Origin of the sequence: Streptosporangium sp. NBC_01810 (genome assembly GCF_035917355.1) — a bacterium.
GTDB lineage: Bacteria > Actinomycetota > Actinomycetes > Streptosporangiales > Streptosporangiaceae > Streptosporangium.
In genome coordinates this window covers 4,264,297-4,290,948 of the sequence record NZ_CP109070.1, presented here as the reverse complement: position 1 = coordinate 4,290,948, position 26,652 = coordinate 4,264,297, and the positions used below count along the sequence as shown (strand labels likewise).

Annotated in this window: 24 protein-coding genes and 1 riboswitch; of the genes, 16 read left to right on the top strand and 8 right to left on the bottom strand. The window is 69.4% G+C overall.

Going from position 1 to position 26,652, the window contains the following annotated elements; translation table 11 throughout:
- Positions 1-4: 4 nt before the first annotated feature.
- Positions 5-1,141 carry a cysteine desulfurase family protein gene (locus OIE13_RS18515; RefSeq protein ID WP_326638100.1) on the bottom strand — a complete coding sequence of 379 codons (1,137 nt, stop codon included), beginning with the start codon at positions 1,139-1,141 and terminating at the stop codon, positions 5-7.
- A gap of 216 nt (positions 1,142-1,357) precedes the next feature.
- Here OIE13_RS18515 and ctaC point away from each other — a divergent pair, with 216 nt between their 5' ends.
- The 4 genes from ctaC (at position 1,358) to OIE13_RS18495 (ending at position 5,542) form a co-directional block, all read left to right on the top strand.
- Positions 1,358-2,107 (top strand): aa3-type cytochrome oxidase subunit II, encoded by a 750-nt coding sequence (ctaC, locus tag OIE13_RS18510; RefSeq protein WP_326638101.1) that lies wholly within the window; start codon positions 1,358-1,360, stop codon positions 2,105-2,107.
- Positions 2,104-3,765, top strand: a complete 1,662-nt coding sequence (gene ctaD / locus OIE13_RS18505) for an aa3-type cytochrome oxidase subunit I (protein WP_326638103.1) — start codon at positions 2,104-2,106, stop codon at positions 3,763-3,765. Before ctaC ends, ctaD begins: the two co-directional genes overlap by 4 nt.
- Positions 3,762-4,157: a cytochrome c oxidase subunit 4 gene (locus OIE13_RS18500; RefSeq protein WP_326638105.1), complete on the top strand. Its 396-nt coding sequence runs from the start codon at positions 3,762-3,764 to the stop codon at positions 4,155-4,157. The genes ctaD and OIE13_RS18500 overlap by 4 nt, the downstream gene beginning before the upstream one ends.
- A 155-nt stretch (positions 4,158-4,312) precedes the next feature.
- Positions 4,313-5,542, top strand: coding sequence for a L,D-transpeptidase (locus OIE13_RS18495; protein ID WP_326638106.1), 1,230 nt, complete (start codon positions 4,313-4,315; stop codon positions 5,540-5,542).
- A gap of 276 nt (positions 5,543-5,818) precedes the next feature.
- Here the strand turns inward: OIE13_RS18495 and qcrB are convergent, their stop codons facing one another.
- The 4 genes from qcrB to ctaE are packed head-to-tail and all read right to left on the bottom strand — an operon-like array spanning position 5,819 to position 10,044.
- Positions 5,819-7,465 (bottom strand): cytochrome bc1 complex cytochrome b subunit, encoded by a 1,647-nt coding sequence (qcrB, locus tag OIE13_RS18490; protein ID WP_326638108.1) that lies wholly within the window; start codon positions 7,463-7,465, stop codon positions 5,819-5,821.
- The gene (gene qcrA, locus OIE13_RS18485; protein WP_326638110.1) at positions 7,462-8,574 is read right to left on the bottom strand and encodes a cytochrome bc1 complex Rieske iron-sulfur subunit; all 1,113 of its coding nucleotides are present in this window, start codon (positions 8,572-8,574) and stop codon (positions 7,462-7,464) included. Before qcrA ends, qcrB begins: the two co-directional genes overlap by 4 nt.
- On the bottom strand, positions 8,571-9,410 hold the full coding sequence (gene qcrC, locus OIE13_RS18480) for a cytochrome bc1 complex diheme cytochrome c subunit (RefSeq protein WP_326638112.1): 840 nt from the start codon (positions 9,408-9,410) through the stop codon (positions 8,571-8,573). The genes qcrA and qcrC overlap by 4 nt, the downstream gene beginning before the upstream one ends.
- Positions 9,411-9,426: 16 nt before the next feature.
- A complete protein-coding gene (gene ctaE / locus OIE13_RS18475; RefSeq protein ID WP_326638113.1) occupies positions 9,427-10,044 on the bottom strand; it encodes an aa3-type cytochrome oxidase subunit III in 618 nt (205 codons plus the stop codon).
- 195 nt (positions 10,045-10,239) lie between these two features.
- Between ctaE and OIE13_RS18470 the strand changes: the two genes are divergently transcribed.
- The 3 genes from OIE13_RS18470 (at position 10,240) to OIE13_RS18460 (ending at position 12,884) form a co-directional block, all read left to right on the top strand.
- Entirely contained in the window at positions 10,240-10,638 is a 399-nt protein-coding gene (locus OIE13_RS18470; RefSeq protein ID WP_326647023.1) for a hypothetical protein, read from the top strand.
- An 18-nt stretch (positions 10,639-10,656) separates the two neighbouring features.
- Positions 10,657-11,718: an anthranilate phosphoribosyltransferase gene (gene trpD, locus OIE13_RS18465; protein WP_326828453.1), complete on the top strand. Its 1,062-nt coding sequence runs from the start codon at positions 10,657-10,659 to the stop codon at positions 11,716-11,718.
- A 236-nt stretch (positions 11,719-11,954) separates the two neighbouring features.
- The gene (locus tag OIE13_RS18460) at positions 11,955-12,884 is read left to right on the top strand and encodes a sensor histidine kinase (protein WP_326828452.1); all 930 of its coding nucleotides are present in this window, start codon (positions 11,955-11,957) and stop codon (positions 12,882-12,884) included.
- On the opposite strand, the gene OIE13_RS18455 is transcribed toward OIE13_RS18460, so the two are convergent.
- Both OIE13_RS18455 and OIE13_RS18450 read right to left on the bottom strand, forming a co-directional pair.
- Entirely contained in the window at positions 12,827-13,114 is a 288-nt protein-coding gene (locus tag OIE13_RS18455) for an Lrp/AsnC family transcriptional regulator (protein WP_326638116.1), read from the bottom strand. The two genes, OIE13_RS18460 and OIE13_RS18455, sit on opposite strands and share 58 nt — an antisense overlap.
- A gap of 43 nt (positions 13,115-13,157) precedes the next feature.
- Positions 13,158-14,882, bottom strand: coding sequence for a DEDD exonuclease domain-containing protein (locus OIE13_RS18450; RefSeq protein ID WP_326638118.1), 1,725 nt, complete (start codon positions 14,880-14,882; stop codon positions 13,158-13,160).
- 434 nt (positions 14,883-15,316) lie between these two features.
- Here OIE13_RS18450 and OIE13_RS18445 point away from each other — a divergent pair, with 434 nt between their 5' ends.
- From OIE13_RS18445 to OIE13_RS18415, 7 genes are all read left to right on the top strand, one after another.
- Positions 15,317-16,579 carry an NYN domain-containing protein gene (locus OIE13_RS18445; RefSeq protein WP_326638119.1) on the top strand — a complete coding sequence of 421 codons (1,263 nt, stop codon included), beginning with the start codon at positions 15,317-15,319 and terminating at the stop codon, positions 16,577-16,579.
- A gap of 47 nt (positions 16,580-16,626) precedes the next feature.
- Positions 16,627-17,256 carry a hypothetical protein gene (locus OIE13_RS18440; protein WP_326638121.1) on the top strand — a complete coding sequence of 210 codons (630 nt, stop codon included), beginning with the start codon at positions 16,627-16,629 and terminating at the stop codon, positions 17,254-17,256.
- Positions 17,257-17,425: 169 nt separating this feature from the next.
- Entirely contained in the window at positions 17,426-18,403 is a 978-nt protein-coding gene (locus OIE13_RS18435) for a C40 family peptidase (protein WP_326638123.1), read from the top strand.
- A gap of 533 nt (positions 18,404-18,936) precedes the next feature.
- Positions 18,937-19,097: riboswitch (cyclic di-AMP (ydaO/yuaA leader) on the top strand.
- A gap of 133 nt (positions 19,098-19,230) precedes the next feature.
- Positions 19,231-19,743 (top strand): C40 family peptidase, encoded by a 513-nt coding sequence (locus OIE13_RS18430; RefSeq protein WP_326638125.1) that lies wholly within the window; start codon positions 19,231-19,233, stop codon positions 19,741-19,743.
- A 182-nt stretch (positions 19,744-19,925) separates the two neighbouring features.
- Positions 19,926-20,801 carry a hypothetical protein gene (locus OIE13_RS18425; protein WP_326638127.1) on the top strand — a complete coding sequence of 292 codons (876 nt, stop codon included), beginning with the start codon at positions 19,926-19,928 and terminating at the stop codon, positions 20,799-20,801.
- A 55-nt stretch (positions 20,802-20,856) separates the two neighbouring features.
- Positions 20,857-22,134: a M48 family metallopeptidase gene (locus tag OIE13_RS18420; RefSeq protein ID WP_326638129.1), complete on the top strand. Its 1,278-nt coding sequence runs from the start codon at positions 20,857-20,859 to the stop codon at positions 22,132-22,134.
- Complete coding sequence (locus tag OIE13_RS18415; RefSeq protein ID WP_326638131.1) at positions 22,131-23,255, top strand: glycosyltransferase family 4 protein; 1,125 nt, start codon at positions 22,131-22,133, stop codon at positions 23,253-23,255. The genes OIE13_RS18420 and OIE13_RS18415 overlap by 4 nt, the downstream gene beginning before the upstream one ends.
- A gap of 105 nt (positions 23,256-23,360) precedes the next feature.
- On the opposite strand, the gene OIE13_RS18410 is transcribed toward OIE13_RS18415, so the two are convergent.
- A complete protein-coding gene (locus OIE13_RS18410) occupies positions 23,361-25,154 on the bottom strand; it encodes an AMP-dependent synthetase/ligase (RefSeq protein WP_326638132.1) in 1,794 nt (597 codons plus the stop codon).
- Positions 25,155-25,352: 198 nt separating this feature from the next.
- Here OIE13_RS18410 and OIE13_RS18405 point away from each other — a divergent pair, with 198 nt between their 5' ends.
- Positions 25,353-26,120, top strand: a complete 768-nt coding sequence (locus OIE13_RS18405) for a metallophosphoesterase family protein (protein ID WP_326638133.1) — start codon at positions 25,353-25,355, stop codon at positions 26,118-26,120.
- A gap of 55 nt (positions 26,121-26,175) precedes the next feature.
- Positions 26,176-26,613 (top strand): SRPBCC family protein, encoded by a 438-nt coding sequence (locus OIE13_RS18400; RefSeq protein ID WP_326638134.1) that lies wholly within the window; start codon positions 26,176-26,178, stop codon positions 26,611-26,613.
- Positions 26,614-26,652 lie beyond the last annotated feature (39 nt).

The window sequence follows — 26,652 nt, the reverse complement described above, 5'->3', positions numbered from 1 at the left end:
TTGATCACAGTTTAACTCCCGCCTCCTCGCGGATCCTGCGCACCGTGCCGGGCAGGACGGCGAGGAAGCGGTCGACATCCGCCGCCGAGGTGCCTCGGGGCAGTGACACCCGTACGTTCCCGTGCGTGAGCACGCCCATGGCCTCCAGAACATGCGATGGACGAAGCGTACTCGCCGTGCAGGAACTGCCGGACGATACCGAGAATCCGGCCTTGTCGAGTTCGGTGAGCAGCGCCTCACCCTCCACGTAAAGACACGAAAAGGTGACGATGTGCGGCGCTCGCACGACCGGATCGCCGATGACCTCGACGTCGGAGACCAGCCGGGGCACCTCGCTCCTGACGCGGTCCACCAGCGCGGAGAGCCTGGCCGACTCCACGGCCGACTCGGCCACCGTGGCACGCAGCGCGGCGGCCGCCGCGACGATCGCCGGCACGTTCTCGAAACCGGGGACCCGGCGGCGCTCGCGGTCGTCCTCGGGCAGCGGGCTGCGCCACCGGGTGCCCTTGCGGACCACCAGCACGCCGACCCCCGCGGGGCCGCCCCACTTGTGCGCGCTCGCGGCCAGCACCGACCAGCCGCCGGGCAACGGCATCCGGCCCGCGGTCTGGGCGGCGTCCACCAGCAGCGGAACCCCCGCCTCGGCGCAGGCCGCCGCCACCTCGGCGACCGGCTGGACGGTCCCGACCTCGTGGTTGGCGCTCTGCAGGCAGGCCAGGGCGGTGCCCTCGGCGAGAACCGCCTCGCGGAAGGCGCCGGCCTCGACGGCGCCGGTGATGCCGACGCCGACCGTCTCGACCGAGCCGCCGTCGCGCTCGTGGATGCCGGCGGCGTGCAGCACGCTGGAGTGCTCCACGGCCGAGGTGACCAGGCGGCGGCCGCTCCTGCGGCGCCCGTGCAGGGTGCCGAGCACGCCCAGGTGCACCGCCTGGGTGCCCGAGGAGGTGAACGAGACCTCGTCGGGCCTGGCGCCCAGCGCCTCGGCGACCTCGGTCCTCGCCTGTTCCAGTAACATCCTTGCCCGGCGAGCGGAACCGTACAGCCTCGCGGGGTCGGCCCAGCCGACGTCGAGGGCCGCGATGAGAGCCTCCCGAGCCTGGGGGTGCAGCGGCTCAGTGGAGGCCGCGTCGAAGTACGCCACGCTCCAATCGTCGCACCACGCACGGTGCGGGCGGGGGCTGCGCGGGGGGGCGACGGTTGTCCGCGCTAATGTGTCCCCCAGCGTGAAGCTGTGAACTACAAATCTTGAACGTGAACAAACGACCGCCCAGGAGTGACTCCTGGGCTTCATCTGTGGGGTAGGCGATCCGTGAGTCCGACCCGCCGTTCCGCACGGCGTCCGTTGGCCCGCCGCCGGGTGCCACGCGCTGCCGCTCTGGCGCTGCTGCTGGTTTCCCTGACGGCGTGCAGTGCCGAAGAATGGTCCCGAGGCGGCTTGCCCGAGGGCGTCACCAAGCAGTCCGAATCCGTCCAGAGCCTGTGGAACGGATCGTGGATCGCCGCCCTCGCCACCGGTGTGGTCGTGTGGGGTCTGATCCTCTGGTCCGTCGCCTTCCACCGTAAGAAGAAGAACTCCACGGAGGAGCTGCCGCCTCAGGTGCGGTACAACCTGCCGATCGAGATCCTCTACACGGTGGTGCCGATCATCATGGTCGGCGTGTTCTTCTTCTTCACCGCGCGGGACCAGAACTACATCAACACCCTGTCCGGCAAGCCCGACGTGAAGGTCAAGGTCGAGGGCTTCCAGTGGAGCTGGCGCTTCACGACGGAGTACAACGGCAAGACCGTCCAGGTCGTGGGCCTGCCCGCGGCCGACTACACCAAGGGCCCCGAGCTGGTGCTGCCGGTCGAGAAGAACGTCGAGTTCGATCTCCACTCGCCGGACGTCATCCACTCCTTCTGGGTCCCGGCGTTCCACTTCAAGCGCGACGTGATCCCGGGTGTGACCAACAAGTTCGAGGTCCAGACGCTGAACAAGGCAGGCGTCTACGCCGGTCGCTGCGCCGAGCTCTGCGGTGTGGATCACAGCCGGATGCTCTTCTCGGTGAAGCTCGTGCCCCAGGCCGAGTTCGACCAGTACATCGCTAGCCAGGCGGGTGCCCAGTGACCGCACTTAACGAGCCCCTTGTCCTCTCCCCGGCGCCGACCCGTAAGGGCTCGGTCGTCGTCAAGTGGGCGACGTCCACCGATCACAAGATCATCGGACATCTCTACCTGATCACCTCGTTCGTCTTCTTCCTGATCGGCGGCGTCATGGCGCTGATCATGCGGGCGGAGCTGGCGCAGCCGGGCCTCCAGCTGACCACGAACGAGCAGTTCAACCAGCTGTTCACCATGCACGGCACCGTCATGCTGCTGATGTTCGCGACCCCGCTGTTCGCCGGGTTCGCCAACGAGCTGATGCCGCTGCAGATCGGCGCGCCCGATGTCGCCTTCCCGCGGCTGAACATGGTCAGCTACTGGCTCTTCACCTTCGGCAGCACCATCGCCCTGTCGGGCTTCCTCACCCCGGGCGGCGCGGCCAGCTTCGGCTGGTTCGCCTACACCCCGCTGTCGAACGCGATCAGCTCCCCGGGAATCGGCGGCGACCTGTGGATCGTCGGCCTGACCATCAGCGGTCTGGGCACGATCCTCGGCTCGGTGAACTTCATCACCACGATCGTGTGCATGCGCGCGCCCGGCATGACGATGTTCCGCCTGCCGATGTTCACCTGGAACGTGCTGCTCACCTCGATCCTGGTGCTGATGGCCTTCCCGGTGCTGGCCGCCGCGCTGCTGGCGCTGGAGTCCGACCGCAAGCTCGGTACGCACATCTTCGACCCCGCCACCGGCGGGGCACTGCTCTGGCAGCACCTGTTCTGGTTCTTCGGCCATCCCGAGGTCTACATCATCGCGCTGCCGTTCTTCGGCATCGTGACCGAGATCCTGCCCGTCTTCAGCCGCAAGCCGCTGTTCGGCTACATCGGCCTGGTGGCCGCGACCATCGCCATCGCGGGTCTGTCGATCACGGTGTGGGCGCACCACATGTTCGCCACCGGCCAGGTGCTGCTGCCGTTCTTCTCCTTCATGACGTTCCTCATCGCGGTGCCCACCGGGGTGAAGTTCTTCAACTGGATCGGCACCATGTGGCGCGGCCACCTGTCGTTCGAGTCGCCGATGCTGTTCTCGATCGGCTTCCTGGTGACCTTCCTGTTCGGTGGTCTGACCGGGGTCATTCTGGCCTCCCCGCCGTTGGACTTCCAGGTGTCCGACTCCTACTTCGTGGTCGCGCACTTCCACTACGTGGTGTTCGGCACCGTGGTGTTCGCGATGTTCGCCGGCTTCTACTTCTGGTGGCCCAAGTTCACCGGCAAGATGCTGAACGACAGGCTGGGCAAGATCCACTTCTGGACGCTGTTCGTCGGCTTCCACGCGACCTTCCTGGTCCAGCACTGGCTGGGCGCGCAGGGCTTCCCGCGCCGCTACGCCGACTACAGCCCGATCGACGGGTTCACCGACCTCAACATGGTCTCCTCGGTGGGCGCGTTCCTGCTGGGCGCCTCCACGCTGCCGTTCCTCTACAACGTGTGGAAGACCCACAAGACCGCACCCCAGGTCACCGTGGACGACCCGTGGGGCTACGGCAACTCCCTGGAATGGGCGACGTCCTGCCCGCCGCCGAGGCACAACTTCACCTCGCTGCCTCGCATCCGGTCCGAGCGCCCGGCGTTCGACCTCAAGTACCCGCACGCACCGGCCCCCCGTGAGCTGGAGGAGAACGAATGAAGGTCCAGGGCTGGTTGTTCATCCTCTGCGGCGTCTTCTTCGCCGCCGTGGACGTCGTCTACTGGTACTGGTCGAAGGAGCCGGTAGGCACGACGGCGATGGCCATCTCGGTGGGCTTCGCGCTCATGATCGGCTACTACCTGATGTACACGGCCCGCCGGATCGGCGATCAGCCGGAGGACGACAAGCAGGGCGAGATCAGCGAGGGTGCCGGAGAGCTCGGCTTCTTCAGCCCGCACAGCTGGTGGCCGCTCTTCGTCTGCCTGGCCGTCTCGCTCGCCGGGGTCGGCCTGGTCATCGGCTGGTGGCTGTTCCTGATCGGCGTGTTCGCGATCATCATGAGCATGATCGGTTTCGTTTTCGAGTACTACCGGGGCAACTTCTCGCACTGACCCCGCGTATCACCGCGAAAAGCGGGCCACGGAAAAACTTCCGTGGCCCGCTTTTTGGCGTTTATTTGGGGCTCAGGGTGGATGTCTTATGTGGTGGACCGCTTACTCCGGGTAATAACTGAATCAGTGGTTCAGTCCGGGACAGGGGAGTTCATGTGGGGCACGCGATCCGTGGTTCGAGCCAGGGAGCGGGACTGCTGGCCCTCGTGCTGGTGACGACCTCCTGCTCGACAAGCACAGCCGTACGCCAGGACCGGACGCCGCAGGCGTCCCAGCAGGCGGAGTCCGCCGCCGCCGTGGTCACCGTGGCACCGCTCAAGGGGGCCAGGGGAGTGCCCACGGACACCCCCGTCCTGGTCGCGGTGGAGGGCGGCACCCTGAAGTCGGTCACCGTCAGGGCCGTGAAGGGCGCCAAAGGCTCTCTGCCGGGCGTTCTCAGCGCCGACGGTACACAGTGGCGCAGCCGCGGTACGGCGGCTCCAGGAGCCTCCTACGAGGTCTCGGTGACGGCGGTCAATCCGGCGGGCGCCGTCACCGAGACGACCTCGTCCTTCTCCACGGTGAAGAGCCGCGAGACCTTCGCGATCGAGAGCCTCATGCCGGACCGGGACATGACCGGTCTGACCGTCGGCGTGGGCATGCCGGTGATGATCACTTTCGACCGTGCCGTCACCGACCGCGTCTCCGTCGAGCGCAACCTGTTCGTCCGTACCTCCAGGCCGGTCCTGGGGGCGTGGCACTGGTTCGACGACCGCAACGTTCACTTCCGCCCGAAGAACTTCTGGCCCTCGGGCACCAAGGTCAGGGTCGAGGCCCGGCTGGCAGGGGTGCGCGGTGGCGCCGGCCTGTACGGAGCGGCGAACCGGACGGTCAACTTCAAGGTCGGCCGCTCGCAGATCACCCGGGGCACCATCCCCTCCCACCACCTCACCGTGCGGCGCAACGGCAGGGTCGTCAGGGAGATGCCGATGAGCGCGGGCCAGGGCGGTGTCTGGAAGTACCACACGACCAGCGGCGTGCACCTGGCCATGTCCCGGGAGAACGTCACGGTGATGACCTCTCCGGGCATCGGGCCCGGCTCGCCCGGCTACTACCAGCTGACCGTCTACAACACGGTCCGCATCTCCAACAGCGGCGAGTACATCCACAGCGCCCCGTGGTCGGTCGGGTCCCAGGGCTACTCCAACGTCAGCCACGGCTGCGTCAACGTCAGCCCGAGCAACGCCAAGTGGTTCCTCGACAACACCCTGATCGGGGACCCGATCATCATCACCGGCTCGCCCCGCGCCCTGGAGCCCACCAACGGCTGGGGTCACTGGCAGGAGAGCTGGCGGGAATGGCTCAAGTGGAGCAGCCTCAAGCACTTCACCACCGACGACGTCTGAGTCCGCGGTGCTGTGGCGAGGCGCGGAGGTGCCCGCCCGGTCCCACTGAGGGCAGAGGGCGACGTGGTGCCGGCCAAAGGGAACGCGCGGGGCCGGGAGGCCAAGGCCCTCCTGAGGACCCCCGAGGACCCCCGACCCCCGAGGACCCCTGAGGGCCTCGGGAGGGCCTTCTGAGGCCGGGGTCGGTGCCTTTTCCCGGAAAGGGCGCGAAAAGACGTAGGGGCCCGGACACCGTGCGGTGTCCGGGCCCCTCGTGTGGCGTCAGCCGCGGGTGGGTCAGTGGGTCAGGGACTTGTCGTCTCCGCCCTGGCCGACCGCCGCGTGCTCATCGTGGCCCTCACCGTGGCCGTGGCCGTCGTCGAGCGGGATCTTCTCGCCGCCGTAGGCCGTGCTCATCTTGGCGCGAAGCTTGCCAAGCGGGCCGCGCATCGCCTTGGACGGGATGCCGTCGTCTCCGCCGCCGCCGGCGGTGATGACCGGGATCGGCTCCTTGCCCCGCATGTGGGCCTCGATGGCCTCGTTGGGCGGGACGTGGACCTCGATGTACTCGCCGTGCGGCAGTCGCTTGATCACGCCGGACTCCACGCCGTGGCCGATGATGGCCGCGTCGGCGCGCTGCAGGCCCAGGCAGACCCGGTAGGTGACGTAGTAGGCGATCGCCGGACCGACGAAGATCAGGACCCGGCCGACGTAGGTCGTCCAGTTCAGCGACACCTGGAAGAACGCGGCGATCTCGTCGTTGGCGCCGAGCAGCCACAGGACCCCGTAGAAGGTCATCGCGGAAATGCCGATCGAGGTGCGGTGCGGGTTGTTGCGGGGACGGTCCACGACGTGGTGCTCGCGGCGGTCTCCGGTGACCCACTGCTCGATGAACGGGTACAGCGCCAGGCCCGTCATGATGATGCCCATCGGCACCAGCGCCGGGATCAGCACGCTCATCGGCAGCGTGAAGCCCAGGACGTTGATCTCCCAGGCGGGCATCAGACGGAGCGCGCCTTCGAGGAAGCCCATGTAGAAGTCGGGCTGTGAGCCCGCCGAGATGTCGGCCGGGGTGTAGGGGCCGTACAGCCAGATCGGGTTGATCTGGGCGAAGGTGCCCAGCAGCGCGATGACCCCGAACGTGAACATGAAGTAGGCGCCGGCCTTGATCATGAAGGCCGGGTAGAACGGCGCGCCCACCACGTTCTCGTTCGTGCGGCCCTTGCCCGGCATCTGCGTGTGCTTCTGGACCCACATCAGGATCATGTGAGCCGAGATGAGCGCCAGCAGGATGCCCGGGATGAGCAGGATGTGCAGCGAGTAGAACCGGGAGACGATGTCCACGCCGGGGTACTCGCCGCCGAAGAGGAAGAACGTGATCCAGGTGCCGACCAGCGGCAGCGAGATCGCCACACCCTCGGTGATCCGCAGACCGGCGCCGGAGAGCAGGTCGTCGGGGAGGGAGTAGCCGGTCAGCCCCGCGGCCAGCGCCAGCGTCAGCAGCAGCACGCCGATCAGCCAGTTCAGCTCGCGCGGCTTGCGGTAGGCGCCGGTGAAGAACACCCGCAGCGCGTGCACCATCATGCCGCCGATGAACAGCAGCGCGGCCCAATGGTGCATCTGCCGCATCAGCAGACCGCCGCGCACGTCGAAGCTGATCGCCAGCGACGACGCGTACGCCTCGGACATCATGACGCCCTGCAGCGGGCCGTACGAGCCGGTGTACTCCACGTGGCCCATGCTGGGCTTGAAGAAGAACGTCAGGAACGTGCCGGTCAGCAGCAGGATGATGAACGAGTAGAGCGCGATCTCACCGAGCAGGAACGACCAGTGGTCGGGGAAGATCTTCCGCAGGTTCCGCCGCAGGAAGTTCCCCGCCCCGATGCGGTCGTCGACGAAGTTGCCCGCGCCCGCGATGGGCTTCGGAACGTCCTGGGTGCTCATGATTGGGCTCCCTTCTCACGGGCCTCGGCCTCGGCGTCGCCACGTTCCCAGAAACTGGGACCGACGGGGACGGGGAAGTCCGCCGTCGCCACGAGGTACCCCTCGTCGTCCACGGCGATCGGCAGCTGGGGCAGCGGCCGGGCCGCCGGACCGAAGATGACCTTGGCTCCGTCGGCGGCGTCGAAGGTCGACTGATGACACGGGCACAGGATGTGGTGCGTGGTCTGCTCGTACAGGGCCGCGGGGCAGCCGACGTGCGTGCAGATCTTGGAGTACGCCACGATCCCGTCGTGGGTCCAGTTCAGGTTCGTCCCGGACTTGAGCTCTTCGGGGCGGAACTTGATCAGGATCAGGGTGGCCTTGGCCAGCGCGTTCAGGTCGTGCTCGTATCCCTCGGGCACCACGGAGAGGATGCCGCCGGGGGAGTTGAAGTCGGCAGCCCGGATGGGCGAGCCGCTGCCCTCGACGAGGAGCTTGCGGAACTTGCCGTCCTTGGTCTTCTCCCCCCAGACGGTGTGCCGCAGCTTGGCGGGGAAGTCCTTGTAGCTCGGGCCGAGGTCGCGCAGCAGGACCAGCGGGGCCAGGCCGAGCGGGGCGGCCGCCGCCAGCAGGGTGCGGCGCAGCAGCGGGCGCTTGGTGATGCCGCTCTCGGCCGCGCCCTGCAGGAAGGTCTCGCCGACGTAGGACCGGGTCTCGGCGTCGGAGGCCATCGGGTGGCGCTCCTGGACCAGGTTGTACTTGGGCATGACCATGCGGACCCAGGTCACCATGCCCGCGGCCAGCCCGAGCAGGGCCAGCGTGAGCGTGCCCCCCAGCGCGAGGTTGGAGACCTGCGTCTTCTCGATGTCGCCGACCTGGAAGACGACGTACGACACCACGAAGCCGATGCCGGCCAGGAAGGCGACGAGGAAGCAGAGGGCGGCGTACTTCTCGCCCTTCTTCGCGGTCGTCTCGTCCTGCGGGGTCACGCCGGGAACCCGCACGACGTCAGTCGCCGCAGGCTCCTCGGCGCCGAGCAGGGAGGTGCTCGCCGCGGGCGGGGGGGTGCCGATGACGCGCCTTGGCACGCGTTCCTCCGGCTGTTCGATGCCGTGATTGTTCTCAGTCATTTGGCCTGTCGCCTCTTCGCGGTGATCCAGATGGCGGCCAGGGAGAGGAGGCTGAGTCCGACGACCCAGGCCACCAGACCCTCGGTGACCGGGCCGATACGGCCCAGACCGGCGCCGCCCGGGTTGGGCTCCTCACGCACGCCCACGATGTAGGCGATCATGTCCCGCTTCTGCTCGGGAGTGATGATGCTGTCGTTGAACACCGGCATCGCCTGGGGGCCGGTGGCCATGGCCTCGTAGATCTGCGTCGGAGTGGACTGGTCGAGCGGCGGAGCGTACTTGCCCTGGGTCAGGGCGCCGCCGGAGCCGACGAAGTTGTGGCACTGGATGCAGTTCGCACGGAACAGCTCGCCGCCCCTGGCCTTGTCGCCCTTGGCGGGGTCGACCTGCTCGGCGCTCGGCACGGCCGGACCGCCGCCGAGTGACTGGATGTAGGCGCTGAGCTGCCTGACGGCGAGATAGGTGCCGTCGGGAAGCTTGGTCTTGGCGACCCACGGCGCCAGGGGTTTGCGAGGTGCCTGCGCGCCGGGGTTGGCCAGGGGCATGCGGCCGCTGCTGACCTGGAAGTCCACCGAGGCGGCGCCGACGCCGATCAGGGTCGGCCCCTGGGCGGTGCCCTCGGCGTTGAGCCCGTGGCAGCTGGAGCAGCTCTGCTCGAAGAGCTTCTTGCCCTCGGCCACGTCGTCGGCCCTGCCGGACGCGATGGCGGCGTCGGCCTGCCTGCTGGAGGTGACCGTCAGGGCAACGGTGTAGACCCCGCCGATCAGGGCCAGGGCCAGGAGCAGGACGGCGTATCTCGCGAGGGGATGCCGCCGCCCAGCGGTGATCCTATTCACAGAGATCCCCGATTCCTTATTGAATTCCATAGATGGTCACGAAAAGGGCGATCCAGACCACGTCGACGAAGTGCCAGTAGTAGGACACGACGATCGCGCTGGTCGCCTGCTCACGGGTGAAGCGCTTCGCGGCGTACGTGCGTCCCAGCATGAAGAGGAACGCGATCAGTCCACCGGTCACGTGGAGGCCGTGGAAGCCCGTGGTCAGGTAGAACACCGAGTCGTACGCGGTGTGCGACAGGGTGTGTCCCTCGTGGACCAGCTCGTTGTACTCGTACAGCTGGCCCGCCACAAACACGGAGCCCATCAGGAAGCTGACGATGTACCAGAAACGCAGCTTGGCGACCTGGCCCTTCTCTGCCGCCCACACGCCCAGCTGGCAGGTCACACTCGACAGGACCAGGATGATCGTGTTGCCCAGGGCGAAGGGGACGTTCAGGTGGGCCTCCGGCCAGGGCATTCCCTGGCTGAGGCTCACCGACCGGATGGTGAAGTACATCGCGAACAGCGCCGCGAAGAACATGAGCTCGGAGGACAGCCAGACGATCGTCCCGACGCTGACCAGATCGGGTCTGCGGGACGAGTGTGCTGTCGTCGTCGTTGAGATTGCGGATGCTGTCGCCACGGGCAGCATTATTGCGGCTCTGCTGCTCGGGTCGCCGCACGACCCCCCGATAGGAGGTGTACACGCCACTAAAAAGTGGACGTATAGGGCAATTTGCTCAGCTGTGGCTCCGGCCTGGGTCTCCAGGTCGGCTGACCGGTAGCATCCCAGGTGACCATACATCGACGAGGGATAGTGAGCGCGACCGTGAGCACCGACGACAAGATGAGGGTCCTCGTCTACAGCGACGACGCGAGCACCCGCGAGAAGGTGCGGCAGGCACTCGGCCGCCGCCCCGCCGACGACGTGCCCCTCGTGGAGATCGTGGAGTGCGCCACCCACGCCAAGGTCGTCCAGCACTTCGACTCCGGTGAGATCGACGTCGCCGTGCTCGACGCCGAGGCCCAGCCGGCGGGCGGCATGGGGGTGGCCCGCCAGGCCAAGGACGAGGTCCACGACTGCCCGCCGATCTGCCTGCTGATCGCCCGCCGTGACGACCGCTGGCTGGCCGAGTGGTCACGCGCCGAGGCCGTCGTGCCGCAGCCGATCGACCCGGTAGTCCTCGCGGAGACCGTCGCCGACCTGATGCGCCGCCGCCTGTCCACCCGTCTGACCGCCCGGTAAAACCTCCTGGAGACCTGCATGGACGCGCGCACCACCTGGCCGGCGCTGTTGTCCGCCCTGCTCGCGGGCGAGCACCTGACCGCGGACGAGACCGCCTGGGCGATGAACCAGATCATGTCCGGCTCCGCCACGCCCGCCCAGTTCGCGGGCTTCGCGGTGGCGCTGCGGGCGAAGGGCGAGACGGTCGCGGAGGTGACCGGACTGGCGCGGACGATGCTGGAGCTGGCCACCCCGCTGACGGTCGAGGGCCCCGTGGTCGACATCGTCGGCACCGGCGGTGACCGGGCACATACCGTCAACGTCTCCACCATGGCCGCGATCGTGGCCGCCGCGGCGGGGGCCAGGGTCGTCAAGCACGGCAACCGGGCCGCCTCCTCCTCGTGCGGCGCCGCCGACGTCCTGGAACACCTGGGAATCGTGCTCGACCTGCCCCCGGCCGACACCGCCAGAGTCGCGGTGGAGGCCGGCATCGCCTTCTGCTTCGCGCCGGTCTACCACCCGGCGTTCCGCTTCGCGGGCCCGCCGCGCAAGGAGCTCGGCGTCCCCACGGTCTTCAACTTCCTGGGCCCGCTGACCAACCCGGCCAGGCCCGCCGCCCAGGCGATCGGCATCTTCGACGCGGGCATGCTCCCCGTCGTCGCCGGAGTCTTCGCCGAGCGCGGGGTCTCCGCCCTGGTCTTCCGGGGCGACGACGGGCTGGACGAGCTCACCACCGCCACGACCTCCTCGGTCTGGGTGGTGCGCGAGGGCGGCGCGGAGCAGACCGTCTTCGATCCGGCGGTCCTTGACATCCCCCGGGCGGCACCCGACGCGTTGCGCGGCGGGGACGTGGCCTTCAACGCCAGGGCCGTGCACGATCTGGTCGGCGGGAAAGCCGGCCCGGTCCGCGACGCGGTGCTGCTGAACGCCGCGGCCGCGCTGGTCGCCCTCGACGGTGCCGCCGGCGACGGTGCCGCCGGCGACCTGAACGCCGGGATGGCCGCGGGCTACGAGCGTGCGATGCGGGCCGTCGACTCCGGTGCCGCCGCCGAGACCCTCGACCGCTGGATCGCGGTCAGCCGGTCGTCGAAGCAGTCCTGAGCCGCCCTCGCCTCGCGGGACGAGCCACCCGGCCGTCGTCGTGAGTCCTCCCGGGAGTGAGTCCTCCCGGGAGCGTCGTCGAACCTCCTTGGGCGTGGGCACCCGCCCACCGCTCCAAGGAGCGGCGGGCGACGTCCGGGCCGTCCCCGCACTGGACGTCTCTCCGCTCCCGGGGGGATGGAAGATCCGCCCGGGAGCGGATGTGACACCCGGAGGCGCCGTTCTAGATTGCGTTCATGTGGCGTGCTGACCCCCTGAGCGAGCAGATGTTTCCCGTCCTGCTGGCCTGTGTGGTGCTCGGACTGTGCGTGGCCGTCGCGAGCCTGGTGTGGGAGCGCAGGCTCCTGCTGCTGAGGCTCCGGTCCGTAGAGGCCAGGTTCGTCGGTCAGCAGGAGGCACTGGTCCGCGCCCAGTTCGCGGAGAGGCGGGCGCGCATCGCCCGCGAACTGAACGACGTGGTCGCCCACGGGATCAGCATGATGACCCTCGGCGTGGGCGCCGGACGGATGATCATGGACAAGGACCCCGAGCGGGCCAGGAAGACCCTGCGGGTGGCCGAGGAGTCGGGGCGCCAGACGCTCGTCGAGCTCCAGCGCACCCTGTCACTGCTCGACCTCGACGGCTCCTCCGCGGGCAGGACGCCCCAGCCCAGGCTGTCCGACCTTCGGGACCTGTTCGCCCGGGTAGACGCGGAGGGCCTGCCCGTGGACATGGTCGAGGACGGCAGGCCCATCGAGATCGGGCTCACCCTTGAGCTGGTGGCCTACCGCATCGTCCAGGAGGCGCTCGCCAACACCCTGCGACACGCCGGCGCCCGCTCGGCCCGCGTCACGCTGCGCTGGCGGCCGGGCATCCTCGACGTGCTCGTACGGGACGACGGCCGGGCCGATCCCTCGGCGACCGCGGGACACGGCCTGCTCGGCATGCGTGAGCGGGCCGCCCTGTTCGGCGGGACGCTGGCGGCCGGGACCCTGCCCGGAGGGGGGTTCGAGGTGCGGGCGAGGCTGCCCACCACGGGCGAGGTGGGCCCGGACGTCGCCCGCGCGGCCAAGGGGGACGTCACCGACCTCGAACCGACCCGCCCTCGCCCCCGCCCCGCCGGCGCGGGTCAGTCGGACTCGCCGAGGCCGATCGAGAAGGCGGCGTCCAGATCGTGGCGGGAGTAGGCGCGGAAGGCGATGTTGGTCTCGGTGTGCAGCACCCCCGCCACCTTGTTGATCCGGCCGGGGACGACCTCGGCGATCTCCTCGTAGGCGGTGACGCGGACCATGGCCATCAGGTCGTACTCCCCGGTTATGGAGTAGACCTCGCTCACCCCGTCGATCTCGGCGATCGTCTGGGCGACCTCGGGGATCCGGTCCACCTCGGCGTTGATGTGAACGATCGCGGTGACCACGAGCTTCCTCCTCGTTGAGTATTGCCTGCCGCCTTTGACGCTATCAGCGCAGCGGACGGCCCTCGCGCGCCCGGCGCGGCTCGGCAGCCTGGTAGGCGCGGTCGATGCGGGCCTTGAGCCGGCCGGCACCCGAGGCGGGCAGGCTCCAGGTCCCCTCCACCTGCACCAGCCGCACCCCGGGGGACTCCAGCCAGCGCAGGACGCACTCGGTCTCCTCGGCGCTGGCGGCGTGGACCGGCCCGGGGCCGGGCGGCACCGTCTCGGCGGTGGCCGTCAGCGCCTCGACGAACGGGGTGGGGTGGGCGCCCTTCGGCATCACCCCGGCCGAGGCGAGCCGCCCGTACCGGATGACGTGGATCTCCCAGTCGCCGCTCGCCACGGGGGCGGCCGCGACCATCTGGGAGATGGAGGTCAGCGACCGCAGCCGCTGCATGCGGGCCGAGGTGCGGACGTAGGCGGCGAGCCGGTCGCGGTCGGCCGCGGCCTCCTCGTAGCGCTGGTCGAGGGCCAGGCGCTCCATCCTGGCCTCCATGGCGGAGAAGACGCCGGCCGCGTCCAGCTCCAGTGCCCGGCGCGCAGCCACGACGTGCACCGCGTACTCGCCGGGGGTCTCACGCCCCTCGCACGGCGCGCCGCACCTGCCGATCTCGGCGAGCGCGCAGGCGGAGCGCCTGGTACGCGGAGTGATCCGCTCGGTGCACTGCCGCAGCGGGATCGTCTCGTGCAGCGCGGTGCGGGCGTCCTCGGCGGCGCGGGTGCTGGTGAACGGGCCCAGGTAGGAGGCCTCGTCGTCCTTGACCTCGCGGACCACCGACAGGCGGGGGAAGAGTTCGTCGGTCAGCTTGAGCCAGAACATCTTCTCCGGATGGCGCGACCTGCGGTTGTAGCGGGGCTTGGCCGAGCCGATCAGCCTGAGTTCCCTGACCTCCGCCTCCAGCGGGGTCGCGCAGGCGATGGACCTGACCCGCGCGGCGATGCCGATCATCTCGCGGACGCGGGGCCGGGTCTCGCTCGCGGTGAAGTAACCGCGCACGCGGTTGCGCAGGTTGGTGCTCTTACCGACGTAGAGCGGGTCGCCGCCGGAGTCCTCGAAGACGTAGACGCCGGGTCCCGTCGGCACCGAGTCGGCCAGGTGTCGCTTGCGGCGCTGCTCGGGGGTGGGCGCGCGGACGAAGCCCTTGAGCTCCTCCAGCGTCTGCACCCCGAAGGAGCCCGCCCGCTCCAGCAGGGCGTGCAGCACGTCGACCGTGGCCCGCGCGTCGGCGAGCGCCCGGTGGCAGGGCTCGGTGTGACTGAAGATCGCGGCCAGCGTGGACAGCTTGCAGTTCGGCGCCTCGTCACGGGTCAGCAGCTTGCGGGCCAGGTCGACGGTGTCGACCACCTGATGGGCGGGCGGTGGATACCCGTGCGCGGCGCAGGCCGCCCTGATGAACCCCAGGTCGAATCCGGCGTTGTGCGCCACCAGGGTGGAGCCCGCGGCGAACTCCAGGAAGGACGGCAGCACCGACTCGATCCTCGGCGCGGCCACGACCATGCTGTCGGTGATGCCGGTCAGCACCGAGATGAAGGGCGGGATCGGTGAACCGGGGTCGACCAGGGTGCCGAACTCGCCGAGCACCTCACCGCCCCTGACCTTGACCGCACCGATCTCGGTGATCGCGTGCTCGCCCGCCGAGACGCCGGTGGTCTCCAGGTCGAACACGACGAAGGTGACCTGGCTGAGCGGTGTGCCCAGCTCGTCGAGTGTTCCCTGTACGGCGTAGTTCACGATTCACGACCATAGAAGCCCCGACCGACATTCGCCGCACCGGGCTTTCCCGGCGCCGGCCGCGCCGGACACCCGTGGTCCTCGCGCGGGGAAGGCGTCAACTCCAGTGGCTCCCGTCCGGCATTCGTTCGGGTAACTCTTCGAGGTCGCAGGTGGATGTCCGCATGTCCTCGGCCTGCCGGCGCTGTCGGTCCATCGCGCTCTCCCGGGTGGCGTGCGTCACAAGGCGATCCGCACAGTCGTAACCTAAGAGCAAGCGCTTGTCCATAAACAGTTCACGGCAGGGTCGGCGGCAGGCCGTCTTGCGGTCAGGTCGGGGTCAGGGTGCGGTAGCCGTACCCTTGACGTGAAGACCGATCCGAGTAGGGGCCGTGATGAGTTCAGCCGGAGAGGGCCTGTCTCGTCCGTTACCCGAGCAGGTTCGCTTACATGTCGTGGAGCTGGCATCCCAGATCCTCGGCTCCATGCCCGCCGCCTCGGTGCCGCCGCCGCTGAAGGGGATCGCCAAATTCGACCCCCGCAAGCGCGCCAAGCTGGGTGGCGCGCCCATCGCCGCGCAGCTGGAGACCGACAAGAAGTTCCGCGAACTGGTCGCGGAGACCCTGACCACCGGCTGGCCGGAACTGGTCGCGAGCCTCGCCGAGGGCGCGGTCCCGCCGGCCGCGGAGCCCGTCATGGTGGCCGCGGCCGCCTACCTGACCCGGCCGCCCGGCTGGGTGGACATGGTGGAGGCGGCTCGCGCGGACCTGGAGCGGTCGGCCGTCGCCGCCGAGGGTTCCGCGCAGGAGCAGACGCTCTCCCGGCTGCGCGAGCAGCTGGCCGGTCAGAAGAGCGCGGCCAAGGAGGAGTCCGAGCGACTGCGCGAGCAGCTCAAGACCTCGCGCTCGGAGGTCTCCGACCTGCGCCGAAGGCTGCACGAAGCCCGGGAGCGGGCCAGGGCGGCCGAGGCGCGTGCCGCCGACGCCTGGGAGGCGGCCGAGGAGGCGAAGGCCGCCGCGCTCTCGGCGGGGGGCACCGTGGAGAGCGAGCTGCGCCGCCTGCGTGAGCGGCTGGCCGACGCCGAGCGTCAGCTGGAGTCGACACGCAGGGCGGCCCGTGAGGGCCGCAGCGTGGAGGACACCAAGGTCCGCATGCTGCTCGACGCCCTGCAGGACGCCGCCGCGGGGCTTCGCAGGGAGCTCGCCCTGCCCTCCGGCATCCACCGTCCCGCCGACTCGGTGGCCTCGGTGGCGCCGGGCAGGCAAGGTGTCCAGGCGGTTCCCGCGCGGGCGCTCGCCGACGACGACCCCGCACTGCTCGACCAGTTGCTCGCGCTGCCGCAGATCCACCTGATCGTCGACGGCTACAACGTGACCAAGACCGGTTACGGCACGTTCACCCTCGCCGACCAGCGCAATCGCCTTCTCACCGGCCTCGGCGCGCTCTATGCGCAGACCCGTACCGAGCTGACCTGCGTTTTCGACGGAGCCGAGTTGAACGGTCCGGTTCCCGTGTCGGCGCCCAGGGGGGTGCGCGTGATGTTCAGCGCCCCGGGGCAGATCGCCGACGACCTGATCCGCCAGCTGGTCCGCGCCGAGCCCACGGGACGCGCGGTGGCGGTGGTCTCCTCGGATCGAGAGGTGGCCGAGTCGGTCCGCAGGATGGGCGCCCGGCCGGTCCCCTCGCTGCTTCTTCTGAAACGTCTGGGCCGGGCGTAAACCTTTCCTGCCCGTGGCGCATCGGATCATCCGGGAGGTTTGATTCGATGAAGAAGATCATAGTGCTCGCCCTCACCGTCCTCGCCGTGGGTGCGACCGTCACCACACCCGCGGCGGCCGCGACGGCCGCCATTCCCAAGGGCTTCCTGCTGTACGAGAAGGACGCCGCGAAGAAGGACGACGACCCCGAGACCAACTGGAAGGTCGGCAACTCGGCGAAGGCCGGGCTGGCCGTCAACCCGTGCGGCAAGGCCACGCTGGCCAGGGCCGGCAGGGTGGTCGCGCGGACGGTGACCTTCACCGGTGTCCCGGACTTCATGAAGGTCGAGCAGGTGATTCTGTACCGCTCGAAGGCGGCTGCCGCCGGAGCCGTCGCCCAGGTGCGCTCCGCCCTGACCGCCTGCCGCTCCAACACCGACGCGGGCTCCGCCTACCGCTACGCCTCCTCGCGCCTGACCGGGCTCGGAGACGAGGCGCTGAAGGTCTCCGGGCAGGTCTACTACGGAGGGAAGGCCGGGGTCGGCGGTGAGCGGAGCGTGCTGGTCAGGAAGGGCAACGCGGTCCTGGTCTACCTCTGGGCCGGAGAGTACTCCAAGCCCGCGCAGAGCGACTGGGCCACCCAGTTGCGCGACGCCAGAAAGATGACCGGCAAGATCTGCGGCATCGCCGGTTGCTGAGACGTCGCCGGCTGCTGACCGGGTGATCCCGGCGCTCGCCCGGGATACCGGAGCTGCCACCTGCGGCTGTAGAGCAAAGCATGCGAAAAGGTGATCTAAACCTTACTTGTTCTGTACTATTCGCCGCAGGTCTGTGCAGTCTGGAGGCGTTGACGTGGCCGTGGCTGGTGTGCCGGTTGGACTGATTCGGATACCGGTGGCGGCCGGGCTCGCCCTCGCACTGCTGATGCTGCCGGTGGGCGGAGCGTCCGCGGAGCCGAAGCCGACACTCGCGCAGGCCAAGAAGAAGCTGGAGAAGCTCAACGAGCAGGCCGATCAGGTCGTCGAGAAGTACAACCAGGCCTCGGAGAAGTGGAAGCGGGCCAGGAAGAAGTACATGACGCTGACCGGCGAACTCGCCCGCCAGAGCGAGCAGGTCGCCGGGCTGCGCAAGGAGCTCGTCACGATGGCGGTCAGCACCTACCAGGTCGGTGCGATCAACGGCTGGGAAGGCATGATCTACCAGTCCGACCCCGGCGCGCTGCTGAGCGGCCTGGCCGCGGTCGACCAGATGTCGGCTTCCCGCGCCCAGTCGCTGGGCGCCTTCGACACGGCCACCAAGACGCTGCGGATCAACAGGAACCTGGCCAAGGGTGCGCTGAGCGAGGCCGACGAGACGCGCGACGAGCTGGCCAGGGAGAAGGCCAAGGCCGACAAGATGGTCAGGGTCCAGACGAAGCTCCTGCGCGAACTCAACGTCTTCAAGGCGGGCGACCCGGACAGCACCGGAATCCAGTACACCGGCCCCGCCTCGGGCAACGCCCGCGCCGCGCTGCAGTTCGCCTTCGCGCAGGTCGGCAAGCCCTACCAGTACGGTGGCACGGGCCCCGGCGGCTGGGACTGCTCCGGCCTCCTCCAGGCCGCCTGGCGCAGCGGGGGAGTCAGCCTGCCGCGGACCACCTGGGAGCAGTGGAGCTGGGGCGCGAGCCGCAAGGTCTCACTGAACGACCTCCAGCCGGGCGACCTCATCTTCAGCGAGGGCCTGGGGCACGTCAGCATGTACGCGGGCAACGGCCGGATCGTGCACGCCCCGCAGACCGGCGACGTCGTCAAGGTCGTCCCGCTGTCGGCCTACGGCCGTCGTCTCGCCGGAGCCGTCCGCCCCTGACGCACGGTGCGGGGTCCTGCCCCGCCGGCCGTGTACCCGACGCCTCCCGTGTACCCGGTGCCTCGCACCGGGTACGGCACCTTCCGCCGGCTCCTCGAAGCGATGCTCGACGCCGCCGGGTTCGAGATTCGTCGAGGCGGACTTCGGAGAGTCGATCACGGCGCCCGCACGTGCGTCCGGCGCCGACCCGCCTGCCGGCGACCGCAGCTGCGGGGCCTCTCACTAGATCACCCGATAATCCGGCAAGTGTGATGAATATTACAGAAATCACGATTTATCAGGTGTGATGTCAGAAGTGTGACGAGAGTCATATCTCGATAGCATAAATGGCTATTAAGCAGGGATAACGGTAAGATCAAGAAGACTTATCGATCTTCCTGCTCGGTGAATGCTTTGCCAAAAATTGAAGAATCGGGGTAACTTCTGGCATTGCGACGTTCAAGCCAGGTCGTCGCGGTGAATGTCGGTCTTCGGGCCGGTTTCTCGATAGAAATCCAACCGGCCGCCGTGCCCCTGCCGGGGGCGGACCTCATTACGGCGGCCCGCCGAATCCATACAGCCAGGAGGTATGGAACCGGGGACCCAAAAGGCCCGACACATCGTGGCCAGGGGGTGAATCGGCGCATTTGTGCCGTAGGGCATCTTCCAAGCCCGAACCCGTCAGCTAACCCGGTAGGCATCAGTGGAAGCACCAAGGAGAAATCCTGTCTACCACCCCGTTTAACACCCGTCTGTCGCGCCTTTTCCGCCTTTCCCTCGGCGGCATCGCCCTCACCCTGACCGCCTCAGCCGGAGCGGTCACCCTGGGATCCACGGCGGCCGGGGCGATGACGGACAGCACCCCTGAGATCCTGGTCAACACCGCGGCCGGCGTCTCCGAGCAGGTCGAGAGCACGAAGAGTACCGACACCCGGGCCGTGAACAAGACCAAGGCCGACGCCAATGTGAAGACCAAGATGAGCAGGGCGGCCCTGCAGAAGACTCGGGCCCGCAAGGCCGTCTCGGCGGCCAAGAAGCAGGTCGGTGATCCGTACCGGTGGGGCGCCTCCGGTCCGGGCGCGTTCGACTGCTCAGGGCTCGTCAAATACGCCTGGCGCAAGGCGGGCGTGTCCATCCCCCGGATCACGCACAGCCAGTACCGGGCGATCAGGAAGAAGGTCTCGTGGAGCCGACTGCGCCCCGGTGACCTGATGTTCTTCAGTGGAAAGGGCCACGTCGGCATGTACGTCGGCGAGGGCAGGATGGTCCACTCGCCGAGCAGCGGCAAGACGGTCCGGATCGTGAAGCTGAAGGGGTACTACAGGTCCTCCTTCGCCGGAGCGGTCCGGCCCGGAGCCTGAGCAGGGCGCAGCGGCCCCGTCCATGTCAACAGGGACGGGGCCGCTCCGTTTCCCGGCGAAGGTCGCGAGCGCGTGGCCGCGATGCGGGGCAGCCCGGTTCCGTGCTTCCTGGTTCCGTGCTTCCTGGTTCTGTGCTTCCGGCAAGGTGCGGTGCGATACCGGTCGAGTAACATCGACTCGCTATGTCCGTCCCGAAGGGGCGCCGCGCCGTGCTCGCCGGGATGCTGGCGCTGATGAGCGTCGGCCCGTTCGCCGGGACGGGACCTCTCCTGGCCGGAGCCGGGCCGCTCCCGCGCGACTCCCGGGACCCTCGGCACCTTTCCGCCCCCCACGATCCTCCCCGCGACGTCGGAGAACTCCCCGGCGACCTTCGTGACCTGTGGCCCGGCGCCGCCGTCGTCGTCCGGAGCGAGCACTCCCTCGTGATCGGTCACGGCGTCGCGCCCGCCGTCCTGCGGGACCTGGCCGCCAGGGCCGACCGGGCCCGCCGCGCGGTCGCGGCGATCTGGGGGCCGGTCCGGGCGGTGATCCTTTTTCCCGCCACCGATGCCGAGGCCGCGGTGCTCGCCGGGGCCGGGAGCACACACGGCCTGGCCGCGCTGGCGACCGCGGATCGGGTGATCGTCCTGCCCTCCGGCTACGCGAGGCTCACCACGGCCGGAAGGGACGTGGTGATCACGCACGAGCTCGTTCACGTGGCCACCGGCGCGACCCGTGGCGGCCGGGTGCCGACGTGGCTGTCGGAGGGCTTCGCCGACTACGTGGGTTACCGCGACGCCGGGATCTCCGTACGGAAGGCCGCCGCCGAGCTGGCCGCCGAGGTACGGGCCGGAGTCCTGCCCGCCCGTCTTCCCGGTCCCGCGGACTTCGCCCCCGGTGCCCCGCGGCTCGCGCAGGCATACGAGGAGGCCTGGCTCGCCTGCCGGTTCATCGCGGAGCGCTTCGGCGAGAAGGCCCTGGTGAGGCTCTACGGTGGCGATGTCGCCGGCACGCTCGGCCTGTCGCCGGCCGAACTCACCGAGGCGTGGCGCGACTACCTCGGAAAGGAACTCGCCTGACATTCTTGTGCCCTCCCCGTGATCAGGGGGCGGGGCTCCACGCTGGAGGTGTTTGATGACGCTGAGCACGAAGGACGCGCCCTCGGATGTGCGGCCGGCGGGGTGGGCGCTGGCCGTGCTGGGGGTGGTCACGCTGGCGGTCGTGGCGTTCACCACGCCCTGGCGGGCGCTGAGCAAGCGGGCCCCGGTCGTCGTCCCCGATCCGGCACGCGACTTCACCGCCGAGCAGATCGCCAGGTCCGAGGCGTTCGACAAGCTGGTCAGCGTACCGGGTTACCTCTCCCTCGGCCTGACGCTGGTGGTGGCGGGGGTGCTGGTGGGCACCCCGCTGGGCGCGCGGCTCGTCGGCCGGCTGCGGGGACCGTGGTGGTTGCGGGCGCTGCTCGGCGTGCTGGCGCTGTCGGTGGCCGTCGCGATGCTGCGCTGGCCGCTGGGGATGTGGTCGGAGACCTATCTGCGCGACTTCGGGCTGTCCACCCAGACCTGGCCGACCTGGACCGTCGACCGGATCAAGAGCCTGGGCGTCGGCACCGCGCTGACAGCGATCATGGTTCTGGCGGTGGTCGCGCTGGCGCGGCGCTACCGGCGCTGGTGGATCCCCGCGGCGGCCGGCGCGTTCGCGCTGACAGTGGCGGCCTCCTTCGCCTACCCGGTGCTCATCGAGCCGATCTTCAACGACTTCAGGCCGATGGAGGCCGGACGGCTCCGCGACGACCTGCTCGCCATGGCCGCCAGGGACGGCGTGCCGGTCGAGAACGTGCTCGTCGCCGACGCCTCCCGGCGGACCACCGCGCTCAACGCCTACGTCTCCGGATTTGGCGCGACCCGCAGGATCGTCGTCTACGACACGCTGCTCCGGGCGCCCGCCGACGAGGTCGAGCTGGTGGTCGCGCACGAGCTTGGTCACGCCAAGGCGGGTGACGTGCTCTCCGGTACGCTCGTCGGCGGTCTGGGCGCGGCGTTCGGGGCGTGCCTGCTCTACGTGGTGACCTCGGCGGGGGCCGTGCGGCGCCGCGCGGGGATCTCCTCCGTGGGCGACCCGAGGGCGGTGGGCCTGGTCATGGGGTTGCTCAGCCTGGCCACGGTGCTGTCAGGGCCGGCCCAGAACCTGGTGAGCAGGCACATCGAGGCTCGTGCGGACGTCCACGCGCTGGACCTGACCAGGGATCCGGCGACGTTCGTCGCCATGCAGAAACGGCTGGCGGTCACCAACATTTCGGATTTATCGCCTGATCTTATGGAATACGTGCTCTATGCCTCGCATCCCACCGCGCCGCAGCGCATCGCCCTGGCGCGCTCCTGGGCCCGGCTGAACGGTCTCTCCGAGCCGTGAGGCGCACGCTGGTGGTCACGAACGACTTCCCGCCCCGTGCCGGGGGGATCCAGTCGTTCGTGTACGGTCTCATCGCCCGACGCCCGCCCGGCTCGATCGTCGTCTACGCCTCCCGGTGGCCCGGTAGCGAGGACTTCGATCTGCGGCAGCCGTACCCCGTGGTGCGGCATCCCACCTCGCTGATGCTGCCCACCCCCGCCGTCGCCCGCCGGGCGGCCGGACTGGTCACCGAGTTCGGATGCGAGACGGTGGTCTTCGGGGCGGCGGCGCCGCTCGGGCTGCTCGCGCCCAGGGTGCGCGAGGCCGGGGCCCGCCGCGTCGTCATGGTCACCCACGGCCACGAGGCGGGCTGGACGGCGCTCCCGATCGGCCGCCGGGTGCTCGCCAGGATCGGCGCGAACGCCGACGTGGTCACCTACCTGGGGGAGTACACCCGGCAGCGGCTGGCCAGGGTGATACCCGAGGGCAAGCTGGTGCGGCTCACACCCGGCGTCGACACCGAGGTGTTCGCGCCCGAGACGGGGAGAGGGCCGGTGCGCGCGGCGCTCGGACTGGGGAATCGGCCGGTGGTGGTCTGCCTGTCCAGGCTGGTGCCGCGCAAGGGCCAGGACGCGCTCCTGCGAGCCTGGCCAGGCGTGCTGCGGGACGTTCCCGACGGGATCCTCCTGATCGTCGGTGGTGGCCCGTACCGCAGGACCCTGGAGCGACTGGCCAGGCCGATGGGCGGCTCGGTTCAGATCACCGGCCCCGTGCCGGAGGCGGCGCTGCCCGGCTACCTGGCGGCGGGCGACGTGTTCGCCATGCCGTGCCGCACCCGCCTGGGCGGTCTGGACGTGGAGGGGCTCGGCATCGTCTACCTGGAGGCCTCCGCCAGCGGGCTGCCCGTGGTGGCAGGCTCCTCGGGCGGCGCCCCCGACGCCGTGCTGCACGGGCAGACCGGCCTGGTCGTCGACGGCACCCGCCCGGACGAGGTCACGGCGACCCTGGTCGACCTGCTCAAGGACCCGGCCGGAGCGCGTGCCATGGGTGAACGCGGGCGCGAGTGGGTCGCGCGCGAGTGGAGCTGGGAACTCGCCGCATCCCGCTTCGCCCGTGTTCTGGAGTCCGCGGAGACCGTCTGACCGGGCACCTCCCCTTGGATCCTCTGGCCTGTCGCGGACGGCCACCGCGGCGCGCGGCGGCTCCCTCCTCCGCTCCTCGCCGCGGCGGGATCCGCGAGGCGTGGTCTAGCCGTAGAGGGACTCGACCTGCTTGGCGAAGTCACGCATCACGATGGCGCGCTTGACCTTCAGGGTCGGGGTGAGGTGCCCGCTCTCCTCGCTGATGTCGATGTCGAGCACCGTGAACTTCTTGATCTGCTCGGCCTTGGAGACGAACTTGTTGGCGTTGTCCACGGCCTTCTGCACCTCGGCGACGATGGCCGGGTCGGAACTGAGGGCGGTGAGGTCCGCGTCCGTCCTGCCGTTGGCGGCCTTCCACTGCTCCAGGGCCTCGGCGTCGAGCGTGATGAGCGCCGCGACGAACGGCCTGTCGTCGCCGACCACCATCGCCTGGCTGATCAGCGGGTGGGCGCGGATGTGGTCCTCCATCGGGGCCGGGGCGACGTTCTTGCCCGCGGCGGTGACGATGATCTCCTTCTGGCGGCCGGTGATGCGCAGGTAGCCGTCCCCGTCCAGCTCGCCGACGTCGCCGGTGTGGAACCAGCCGTCCTTGTCGATCGCCACGGCGGTGGCCTCGTCGTTGTTCCAGTAGCCCTCGAAGACGTGGCGGCCCTTGACGAGCACCTCGCCGTGCTCGCCGATGCCGATGGTGACGCCGGGGAACGGCTTGCCGACGGTGCCGATCTTGTTGGCCCCCGGCAGGTTGACCGAGGAGGGCGCCGAGGTCTCGGTGAGGCCCCAGCCCTCAAGCACCTCGATGCCCACGCCGCGGAAGAAGTGGCCGAGCCGCTCGCCCAGGGCGGAGCCACCGGACACGGCCGCCGTCAGCCTGCCGCCGGTCGCGGCGCGCAGCTTGCCGTAGACGAGCTTGTCGAACAGGGCGTGCTTGAGCTTCAGCCCCAGTCCCGCGCCACCCGTGGACTCCGCCCTGCTCCAGGCTACGGCGGTCTCCGCCGCGGCGTGGAAGATCTTCCCCTTGCCGTCGGCGGTGGCCTTCTGCTCTGCGGCGTTGTAGACCTTCTCGAACACGCGGGGCACGCCCAGCAGGAACGTGGGCTTGAAAACCTGCAGGTCGGGGCCGACGTTCTTCATGTTGGGGGTGTGCGCGAGGATCGTGCCCGTCTCGATCAGCACGATCTCGATGATGCGGGCGAAGACGTGCGCGAGCGGCAGGAAGAGCAGCGCCGCCCTGTCGTTCACCGTGAAGAGGCGCTCCAGTGGACCCTGCGCGACGTTCCTGGCGGTGAACAGCAGGTTGTCATGGGTCAGGCGGCAGCCCTTGGGCCTGCCGGTGGTGCCCGAGGTGTAGACGATGGTGGCCAGGTCGGCGATGCCGCGGCTGGACCTGCGCTCGGCGAGCGTGTCGTCGGTGACCTCGGCGCCGAGCATGGTCAGCTCGTCCAGGGCGCCGCCCTCGATGTGCCAGACGTCCTTGAGGCCGGGCAGCTCGGCGATACCCTCGCGGACCGTCTCCTCGTGCGAGTCCAGCTCGACGAACACGGCCTTCGCGCCGCTGTCGGAGATGATCCAGGTCGACTGGTCGGCCGAGGAGGACTCGTAGATCGGTACGCCGACCGCGCCGGCGGCCCAGATCGCGTAGTCGATCACGGTCCACTCGTAGCGGGTGCGCGACATCAGCGCCACCCGGTCACCGGGTTCGACGCCGGCCGCGATCAGGCCCTTGGCCACTCCGGCGACCTGGTCGCGGAACTCACGGGCGGTGACGGCGGCCCAGTCGTCGCCGACCTTGCGGCGCAGGGCGACGGCGCCCGGCTCCTCTTCGGCACGCCGGAACACCGTGTCGGTCAGGTTGGCGGAGGTGGGGACATCCACCAGCACGGGGACGCTGTACTCGCGCACGGATCACTCCTGGAGACGCACGGATCGATGAACTGCCTGGAAGCTATCGCGATAAGTTACGCCTGAGTAAATTCGTCACCCAGGCGTTATCAAGGGCGATTTCACCGTATCAACTGCCCTCGCCTGGAGCCGCTGACCGCGCCGTCGTGTGAAGTTTGTTACTTATGCCGGTATTTGCAGGTGATTAGGATGTCCGGCATGCGGGTTCATGTCGTCAGCGACGTACACGGGAGAGCCGACGCACTGGCCCGCGCGGGAGACGGCGCCGACGCCCTGATCTGCCTGGGCGACCTGATCCTGTTCGTCGACTACGACGACCACTCCCAGGGAATCTTCGCCGAGCTCTTCGGGGCGGAGCGGGCTGCGGAGTTCATCGCGCTCAGGACCGCCAAGCGGTTCGACGAGGCGCGGGCGATGTCCTCGGCGCTGTGGGCTTCGCTGGAGGGCGGCCCGCGCGAGCACATCGAGCGCTCCGTCAGGCGGCAGTACGGTGAGATCTTCGCCGCGATGCCGACCCCCGCCTACCTCACCTACGGCAACGTGGACCTGCCGATCTACTGGCCAGAGTACGTGCGCGAGGGCCACCACGTGCTCGACGGCGAGACCGTGGAGATAGGCGGCCTGCGCTTCGGCTTCGTCGGGGGCGGGCTGCGCACCCCCTACCGGACCCCGTACGAGATCGACGAAGAGGAGTTCGACCGCAAGGTGGCGGCCGTCGGCGAGGTCGATGTGCTCTGCTGCCACATCCCTCCCGCGATCCCCGAACTGCTCTACGACGTGGTGGCCCGGCGCTTCGAGCGGGGCAGCGAGGCCACCCTGGAGGCGATCAGACGGACCCAGCCGCGCTACGCCCTCTTCGGCCACGTGCACCAGCCCCTCGCCGCCCGCACCCGGGTCGGCAGGACCGAGTGCCTCAACGTGGGGCACTTCAGAAACAGGGGCGTCCCCTTCGCGCTGGAGTGGTAGCCGCCACCGGCCCCGCCGGCGTACACGGACGATCGTGAAGCAGTACGGTTGGCCCATGGCTGATCGCACCACCTCCAGCATCACGATCGGCGCGGACCGGTCGACCGTCATGACGGTCATCGCCGACTTCCCCTCCTACCCGCAGTGGGCGGGTCAGGTGAAATCCGCGCGGATCCTCTCCACCGGGGAGGACGGCCGGCCGGCCACGGTCGGATTCGTCCTCGACGCGGGCGTGATCAGCGACGAGTACACCCTCCGTTACACCTGGAACGGAGACGAGTCCGTCGACTGGAACATCGCCGAGGCGGGGAAGATGGTCTCCAGGCTCACCGGGAGTTACCGTCTCACCGACGTGGGCGGTGGCACCGAGGTGACGTACGAGCTCGCCGTCGACCTCAAGGTGCCGATGATCGGCATGATCAAGCGGAAGGCGGAGAAGGTCATCGTCGACACCGCCCTGAAGGGGCTGAAGAAGCGCGTCGAGACCCCATGAGGGAGCGGGGCGTGATCACGGAGCCGTCCCCAGGGAGGA

Coding starts and splice junctions, on each gene's coding strand:
- OIE13_RS18400 (WP_326638134.1), top strand. CDS start 26,176: ATGGCTGATCGCACCACCTCCAGCATCACGATCGGCGCGGACCGGTCG.
- OIE13_RS18405 (WP_326638133.1), top strand. CDS start 25,353: ATGCGGGTTCATGTCGTCAGCGACGTACACGGGAGAGCCGACGCACTG.
- OIE13_RS18440 (WP_326638121.1), top strand. CDS start 16,627: ATGAAGAAGATCATAGTGCTCGCCCTCACCGTCCTCGCCGTGGGTGCG.
- OIE13_RS18425 (WP_326638127.1), top strand. CDS start 19,926: ATGTCCGTCCCGAAGGGGCGCCGCGCCGTGCTCGCCGGGATGCTGGCG.
- qcrA (WP_326638110.1), bottom strand. CDS start 8,574: ATGACTGAGAACAATCACGGCATCGAACAGCCGGAGGAACGCGTGCCA.
- OIE13_RS18460 (WP_326828452.1), top strand. CDS start 11,955: ATGTGGCGTGCTGACCCCCTGAGCGAGCAGATGTTTCCCGTCCTGCTG.
- OIE13_RS18420 (WP_326638129.1), top strand. CDS start 20,857: ATGACGCTGAGCACGAAGGACGCGCCCTCGGATGTGCGGCCGGCGGGG.
- OIE13_RS18500 (WP_326638105.1), top strand. CDS start 3,762: ATGAAGGTCCAGGGCTGGTTGTTCATCCTCTGCGGCGTCTTCTTCGCC.
- OIE13_RS18470 (WP_326647023.1), top strand. CDS start 10,240: ATGAGGGTCCTCGTCTACAGCGACGACGCGAGCACCCGCGAGAAGGTG.
- trpD (WP_326828453.1), top strand. CDS start 10,657: ATGGACGCGCGCACCACCTGGCCGGCGCTGTTGTCCGCCCTGCTCGCG.
- qcrB (WP_326638108.1), bottom strand. CDS start 7,465: ATGAGCACCCAGGACGTTCCGAAGCCCATCGCGGGCGCGGGCAACTTC.
- ctaE (WP_326638113.1), bottom strand. CDS start 10,044: ATGCTGCCCGTGGCGACAGCATCCGCAATCTCAACGACGACGACAGCA.
- OIE13_RS18430 (WP_326638125.1), top strand. CDS start 19,231: ATGACGGACAGCACCCCTGAGATCCTGGTCAACACCGCGGCCGGCGTC.